Source organism: Clostridioides sp. ZZV15-6598, from assembly GCF_020657705.1.
In the GTDB taxonomy this organism is placed as follows: Bacteria; Bacillota; Clostridia; order Peptostreptococcales; family Peptostreptococcaceae; genus Clostridioides; species Clostridioides difficile_F.
Window position 1 is genome coordinate 1 of record NZ_JAGWCS010000204.1, and the last position, 4,580, is coordinate 4,580.

The 4,580-nt window shown below is 26.4% G+C and carries 5 protein-coding genes; all 5 read left to right on the plus strand.

Annotation, left to right across the window (positions count from 1 at the left end):
* Positions 1 to 132 precede the first annotated feature (132 nt).
* The gene (locus KGF50_RS20410; RefSeq protein WP_227849755.1) at positions 133 to 1,020 is read left to right on the plus strand and encodes an ABC transporter ATP-binding protein; all 888 of its coding nucleotides are present in this window, start codon (positions 133 to 135) and stop codon (positions 1,018 to 1,020) included.
* A gap of 5 nt (positions 1,021 to 1,025) precedes the next feature.
* Entirely contained in the window at positions 1,026 to 1,799 is a 774-nt protein-coding gene (locus tag KGF50_RS20415; RefSeq protein ID WP_227849756.1) for an ABC transporter permease, read from the plus strand.
* Positions 1,800 to 1,917: 118 nt separating this feature from the next.
* A complete protein-coding gene (locus KGF50_RS20420; protein ID WP_227849757.1) occupies positions 1,918 to 2,640 on the plus strand; it encodes a response regulator transcription factor in 723 nt (240 codons plus the stop codon).
* A 3-nt stretch (positions 2,641 to 2,643) separates the two neighbouring features.
* Positions 2,644 to 4,047 carry a sensor histidine kinase gene (locus tag KGF50_RS20425; RefSeq protein WP_227849758.1) on the plus strand — a complete coding sequence of 468 codons (1,404 nt, stop codon included), beginning with the start codon at positions 2,644 to 2,646 and terminating at the stop codon, positions 4,045 to 4,047.
* Positions 4,048 to 4,057: 10 nt separating this feature from the next.
* Positions 4,058 to 4,580: TraX family protein (locus KGF50_RS20430; protein ID WP_227849759.1), on the plus strand; the 523-nt coding region annotated here is incomplete at its 3' end.

A 4,580-nucleotide genomic window follows, 5' to 3' on the forward strand; every position in this document is an offset into this window, starting at 1 on the left:
GAATATTTAACATGAATATAGATATTGTCAATCTATCAATAGGACTTTTAGTAGTAATATTTGTAGGTGTAATGACTTTGTGTTTTTCGGTAATAAAGTCAAAGTATATAAATAGATAAAAGGGGAATTAAAATGAATAAATTAGAAGTTAAAAATATTTCAAAGATATATGGTAAAAAAGTAGTAAATGATAAAATTACAGTTACATTAGAAAATGGAGTTTATGGTCTTTTAGGACCAAATGGAGCAGGAAAATCCACTCTAATGAAACAAATAACCACACTAATAAAACCTGAGAGTGGCCAAATACTTTACAATGGTAAGGATATATTTGATATGGATGATGATTATAGAAATATTTTAGGATATTTACCACAAGAATTTGGAGTATATAAAAGCTTTACAGCTAGACAATTTTTACAATATATAGGAGCATTGAAAGGTCTAAAAGGTAGAAATTTAAATTGTAGGATAGATGAATTGTTAGAGTTAGTAGGTCTTTATGATGTTAGAAATAAGGCTATAGGAAAATTCTCTGGAGGTATGAAAAGAAGAGTTGGCATAGCACAAGTTTTATTAAATAATCCTAAAATAATAGTGCTTGATGAACCAACAGCAGGCCTTGACCCACAAGAAAGAGCAAGATTTAGAAATCTAATAGCAAAAATATCAAGAGATAAGATAATAATTCTTTCTACTCATATAATCTCAGATATAGAATCAGTTGCCAAAGAAACAATAATGATTAAAAATGGTAAACTTCTTATGAAAGGAACACATAAAGAAATATTAAGTCATATGCAAAATAAAGTTTATAATATTCAAGTTGAAAATGAGTGTGATATTGATGAGATTCAATCCAAATATAAAGTCATAAGTATTCAAAGTGATGTTAATTCAATAGTACTTAGAGTTGTTTCAGAAAATACACCAACTGAATCTAATGCACAACTAGTTCAAGCAAAATTTGAAGATGTATATATGCTTTATTTTGATTTAGAAGATGCAAAGGAGATATAACAGATATGATAAATTTAGTTAAAGCAGAAATAATAAAAGTTTTAAAATCAAAGAGTGTTTGGATGTTTTGGATATTTTTACTGTTATTTGGGTTCGTATTGATTAGAAAATTTACTGTTTTTGACACATATGCAGATATATTCTATAAGATAGAGGGTTCTATACCTTTAATAGGGTTGATAATGTTTATAATAACTTCTGGAAACTATACAAAAGAATATGATTCTAATATGACAGGTCTAATAAATACAACTAAAAATGGGAAAAAGTCAGTAGTAGTATCAAAAATAATAGCTAATGGATTGATTTTGTCCATGATTAATATTTCTTTTGTGTTATTGGTTGGTATCAGAGGATTTAGTTTTTTTGGATTTGAAAATTTGAATGAACCAATTAAGAGCTTATGGTATTTTAGTAATAGTAATTTAAATCTTACAGTAATACAAATGTACTTGATTATTATAGTATCAGTTACTTTTGGTTCTTTTATATTTGCACAAATAGGACTAGCACTTTCTTCAATATTTAAATCAGCTGTAATACCTTTCATATTAGGAGGCTTAATTATGGCTATCCCATACTTTATTACAGGTTTTATACCAAATAATGCTATAAAATTTGTTTCTATTACTCCAAACTGGATTATGATGAGTCAACAAATTGTTAAGTATAATGTACCAAATTTTTTAATAGGTTTATCTATATTAATCTCAATGATATTGATAATAATATTAACTAAAATAACATATAAAAATTTTACATCAAGTAAAAGGTTTTAACTAAGGATAAAAAAGAACAATGATTTTGTTTATATATTGATTTGATTTAAAATAATATAAATGAATCTTAGATAAGATATATGTTAATATATAGATAAATTATCATAGGAGGTTATTTATGGAAAATAGCATTTTAATAATAGATGATGAAGTAGAAATATTAAAGCTTTTAGAAACTGTATTTAAAAAAGAAGGTCTTAACAATGTGTATACTGCAAAAACAAGAAAAGAAGGACTGGAAATATTTAAAAAATCTAATCCAGACTTAATCATTCTGGATATTATGTTGCCAGATGGTGAAGGGTACGATATTTGTAAAGAAATAAGAAAAACCTCTAATGTACCAATCATATTTTTATCAGCTAAGACGGAGGAACTAGATAAATTACTTGGTCTAGCAATTGGAGGGGATGATTATGTTACAAAACCTTTTAGTCCTAAAGAAGTCGCTTTTAGGGCAAAAGCTCATCTAAGAAGACTAAACTATTTTAATGAAGAACAAAACGAAAGTATAAACGCAGATAATAAAGAAAAGATTATATCATTTGGTCCATATAAATTAAATGAAAGTAGAGCAGAACTCATAAAAGATGGTAAGTCTATTGGATTATCTGCAAAAGAATTAAAAATATTATCTTTATTTGCACACAATCAAAATCAAATTATAAGTAAAGAAAAGTTATGGGATAAGGTATGGGGTGAAGATTATATTGGATTTGATAATACTATAATGGTTCATATTAGAAAGATTAGAGAAAAATTAGAAGAGAATCCCTCAAAGCCTGAATATATCGTTACAATAAAAGGACTTGGATATAAATTAGTAGTAAAGGAAGATTAGAATATGAAATGGAAGATTACTAGAAACTTTATGCTTACAATCGTATTTGTAGTTATATCAGTGGTCATTATAAATATTGTGTCTATTTTATATGTAATTTCGACTAATAATTTTTTAGATGTTGTAGGTTCTAGAAACAGTCCTGAAGAGTTTGTTCGTTCTTTTAAAAAAGAGCTATATGAAAAAAATGGCGAGTTAAATTTATCAAAAGCTGGTATTGATAAATTAGAAAAATCACGTTCTTGGGTACAGGTTTTAAATGATTCAGGAGAAGAACTATATGGAGTAAATGTGCCAACAAATATTCCAAAAAAATATACTCCTTTTCAAATGGTTAATAACTATAAATATATAAAAACAGAGTATACTAATTTTGTTTTAGAAAAATATTTAGACAACAAACATATGAATATAATAATAGGTATGCCTAGTAGAGATGTATCGAGAATAACTTTAACTTATTCTCAAGATAATGCTAAAGCAATCTTAAATAAAACTATCACTTTGACATTGGTAATTGATGGAATGGTGGCTTTAAGCATAGGATACTTATTTAGTAGAAAACTTACAAATCCAATATCCAATGTAATATGGAGTATTGAAACTATGGCTAACGGAAATTATAGTTTATATCTTAAAGACAGAGGAATATATGAAGAAGTTTTTGAAAATATCAATATATTGGCTGATACATTGAGGATAAACGAAGCAGAGAGAAAAGAAAATGAAGAGATACGGGAGGAATGGTTAGCTAATATAACACATGATATAAAGACTCCACTGGCTTCTATACAAGGATATGCAGAGATAATCAATGATAAAGAATATGAATTTGTGGAAGATGAATTACGAGAATATGCAGAAATTATATACAATAAGTCCAAGTATATAAAAGATTTAGTTGATGATTTAAATTTATCAACTCGATTAAAAAATAACAGCTTAGTTTTGAATAAGAAGAAAATAAATTTAGTTAGTTTGGTTAGGAATATAATAATAGATATTCTAAATGACAATAGATATAAAAATAGAAATATTGAGTTTGTAAGTTATGAAGATTTAATTGAAGTATATGTAGATTCAATTTTATTTAGAAGAGCTATAACAAATCTTATATTTAATTCAATAGTGCATAATAAAGAAGAAACTCTGATAAAAATAGAAATAGTAAAAAAAGATACTATAGAAATTATAATAAAAGATAGCGGAGTTGGAATAAGTAAAAATGATTTAAAACATATTTTTGAAAAATATTACAGAGGTACTAATACAGGTGAATTACATAAAGGCTCTGGTCTTGGAATGGCTATTTCTAAAGAGATAATAGAGATTCATAAAGGTAGTATTTATGTAAGTAGTGAGATAGGAATAGGAACAGAAGTCGTCATAAAAATAAATCAGAAGTAGGAGGTATGATATGGATTTTCTTAAAAACGGTTTCAATGGATTTACCATTAAAATATTAGCACTGGTATTTATGACATTTGACCATATAGCAGCTTTTATGCCACAAACAATGCATATACCAGTTTGGTTTAATTGGTTAGGTAGAATATCAGCACCATTGTTTATATTTATGGTAGTAGAGGGGTTTTGTCATACAAGTAACAGAAAGAAGTATATTGCTAGATTATATGTAGGGTCTATCATTATGGCAATAGGAAATCAAATAATTAATACTGCTTTCCCAAATCCCGAAGGTTCAATAATTATAAATAATATTTTTGCAACATTATTTTTGATAGTAATTTATTTACAGGCTATAGAATTTATAAAAAAATTTAGAGAAGAAAAAGAAAAAAAGTATCTTGTGAAAGGGTTATTGATGATGAGTGTTCCTATAATTTTAGGAATCGTTATATTAACTTTACTTTTTAGCTTAGCAGATAAAATACTTATGTTTGTTATGATTTTTGTACCCTGTCTCTTATACACATTCT

Excerpts from the sequence above, each read along its gene's own strand:
- KGF50_RS20420 (WP_227849757.1), top strand. The coding sequence starts at position 1,918 with ATGGAAAATAGCATTTTAATAATAGATGATGAAGTAGAAATATTAAAG.
- KGF50_RS20415 (WP_227849756.1), top strand. The coding sequence starts at position 1,026 with ATGATAAATTTAGTTAAAGCAGAAATAATAAAAGTTTTAAAATCAAAG.
- KGF50_RS20410 (WP_227849755.1), top strand. The coding sequence starts at position 133 with ATGAATAAATTAGAAGTTAAAAATATTTCAAAGATATATGGTAAAAAA.
- KGF50_RS20425 (WP_227849758.1), top strand. The coding sequence starts at position 2,644 with ATGAAATGGAAGATTACTAGAAACTTTATGCTTACAATCGTATTTGTA.